We start from the raw sequence: 2,216 nt of genomic DNA on the forward strand, positions 1-2,216 counted from the left end.
TCACGCCAATTTGAGTACAAATATGGCGTGAGGCTTCCGGCGAAGAAAGCTAAACTAAGACTAACCTCCCTCTGTTTAACTTGCCACAAACCCTGAATGGGGTGGATTATACATTTCCATCTTAAAATGTGGTAATTCGATGATGCGTAAGCCCTAAACCAACAACCAATAACAAATAACCAACAACAAACAACAACTAATCCTGCTGTTGTGCGACTGACTCCGCAGCAACCTTATGGGTAGAAGCAACTGGCAGAGCCTGAGTTGTCACAGCACCTGGGTTGTAGGCTAATGGTGAGCCATTCCCCTTAAACTGCTCCATTAAAGTTGCCATTTCCAGAGCATTCATGGCGTAATCCCAACCCTTATTGCTCTTAATCCCAGCCCTTTCCAGAGCTTGCTGCATGTTATCTGCTGTGACAACACCAAAGATAACAGGGATTCCCGTCTGAAAACCTGCCCCAGCAATCCCCTTGGCGACTTCAGCACAGACATAATCAAAATGAGGGGTTTGCCCTCGAATTACTGCCCCCAAGCAAATCACGGCATCATATCGATGAGAAAGAGCCGCTTGGCGAGCCATCAGTGGAATCTCAAAACAACCAGGAACCCAGATATAATCTACTTGAGTACCGTTAGCGTTAGTATCCACCCCGTGACGCTTCAAACAATCTTGACAACCCTCTAACAGCTTGTTTACAACTAAGTCATTGAATCTACCAATGACGATCGCAAACCGCAAAGCTCTGGCTGGTGTAAAATTTCCCTCAAAAACTGCCATAACATCTAAAATATTTAATCATAAAACAAATCACAGCCCGAAAACTACCATTTTCCCAGATAGAAAGTCGGAAGACTCCGAAAAAAGCAATTATGGCAAAGGGAAATTATCCTCTCCTGTGGACAATTCCCTCTGCCTACCTAGAAAAACTTAAGTTGTTATGCCCGATAGCTTACTTGAACGATCGTTGATAACCGACTATAGTCGATCGAACTGGGATCTCTCCAGAAATCCCAGCTCCAAATCCTCGATTCTGATACGGAGTATCTTAAACTGCCACGAAATAGTTTAATACAGCCACTAGTAACACAAGGACGATCCAGACTCCAGAACCCAAGAATAGCAATCTTTTGGATTGATCCCAGTTTTGGGGTGAGGCGTAAGCCACTGGCACGCCAACAACCATGATGAAAGAAAAAATTACCAGAGCTGCCAATGATAGTTGAAATATGATAGACATTTTTTTGTTCTCCCGAAAACAGAGATGGACTCTATAGCAACTGTTCAGTCCCAACTAGACTTATGTTAAAGACTGCCCGATCTGTAAACTATCAAACTTTGAGCCGCTTTTTCTAAAAACAGGGCAAATCCAGCTAAAGTTCATCAAAGGGCGATCGCGAAAAGTCCGTCACCGACAAATCATGGATATTATACTGTGTCATATCATAACTGACTTCGATGCCCTCGGTGCGGCAGTGGGACTAACCCGCTTGAAACCGGGAGCTAAGATTGTGCTAACAGGCGGCGCTCACCCACCTGTACGGGATTTTTTGGCATTCCATCGAGATGAGTATCATCTGATCGAACGCCGCTCGGTTAAAGTAGAGGAGATTGGGTGTGTGGTAGTGGTGGATACCCAAAAACGCGATCGCTTAGGTAAAGCTGCTGAATGGTTATCCCTGCCCCATCTTAAGTCTATTGAAATCTACGATCATCACATCGATAGCCAAACCGATATTAACCCTACTTATTCTCAAATTGAAGCAGTAGGAGCCACAACTACCCTAATTGTCGAACAATTACAGCAAAAAGCGATTCAGTTGACTACTGCTGAAGCAACTGTTATGGCATTAGGTATCCACGTCGATACAGGCTCCCTCACCTTTGAGGCGACTACCCCACGAGATGCCGCCGCGCTAGCCTGGTTAATGGCACAAGGAGCAAATGTTCGGCAAATCCGGACTTATGTAGATCCTGGCTTATCTCCTCAATTACAACAATTATTAACCACAGCCTTAGATAATTTACACTCTCAAACTCACTTAGGCTACACCCTTTCCTGGGTACTCCTGAAAACCCCCGACTACGTGCCAGGATTATCCAACCTAGCCTCTCGATTAGTAGATTTAACAGAAAGTGATGCCTTACTCCTAGCGGTGGAATATCGGGGGAGAGAGGGAGTAGGGAGTAGGGAGTGGGGAGTAGGGGACAAGGG

Annotated in this window: 3 protein-coding genes; 1 reads left to right on the forward strand and 2 read right to left on the reverse strand. The window is 45.2% G+C overall.

Features of this window, described 5'->3' with window-relative positions; translation table 11 throughout:
- Positions 1–196 precede the first annotated feature (196 nt).
- Together ribH and psbZ are read right to left on the reverse strand one after the other, a co-directional pair.
- Positions 197–781 (reverse strand): 6,7-dimethyl-8-ribityllumazine synthase, encoded by a 585-nt coding sequence (ribH, locus tag NJ959_RS28805; RefSeq protein ID WP_254015191.1) that lies wholly within the window; start codon positions 779–781, stop codon positions 197–199.
- Between the two features lie 268 nt (positions 782–1,049).
- The gene (gene psbZ / locus NJ959_RS28810; RefSeq protein ID WP_254015192.1) at positions 1,050–1,241 is read right to left on the reverse strand and encodes a photosystem II reaction center protein PsbZ; all 192 of its coding nucleotides are present in this window, start codon (positions 1,239–1,241) and stop codon (positions 1,050–1,052) included.
- 181 nt (positions 1,242–1,422) lie between these two features.
- On the opposite strand from psbZ, the gene NJ959_RS28815 reads away from it, so the two are divergent.
- The coding region (locus NJ959_RS28815; protein WP_254015193.1) for a DHH family phosphoesterase at positions 1,423–2,216 on the forward strand (794 nt) is incomplete at its 3' end.

This window comes from Limnofasciculus baicalensis BBK-W-15 (assembly GCF_024178385.1).
GTDB lineage: Bacteria > Cyanobacteriota > Cyanobacteriia > Cyanobacteriales > Coleofasciculaceae > Limnofasciculus > Limnofasciculus baicalensis.

Bases quoted from the DNA above. Each gene is read 5' to 3' on its own strand.
- ribH (WP_254015191.1), bottom strand. From the start codon at position 781: ATGGCAGTTTTTGAGGGAAATTTTACACCAGCCAGAGCTTTGCGGTTT.
- psbZ (WP_254015192.1), bottom strand. From the start codon at position 1,241: ATGTCTATCATATTTCAACTATCATTGGCAGCTCTGGTAATTTTTTCT.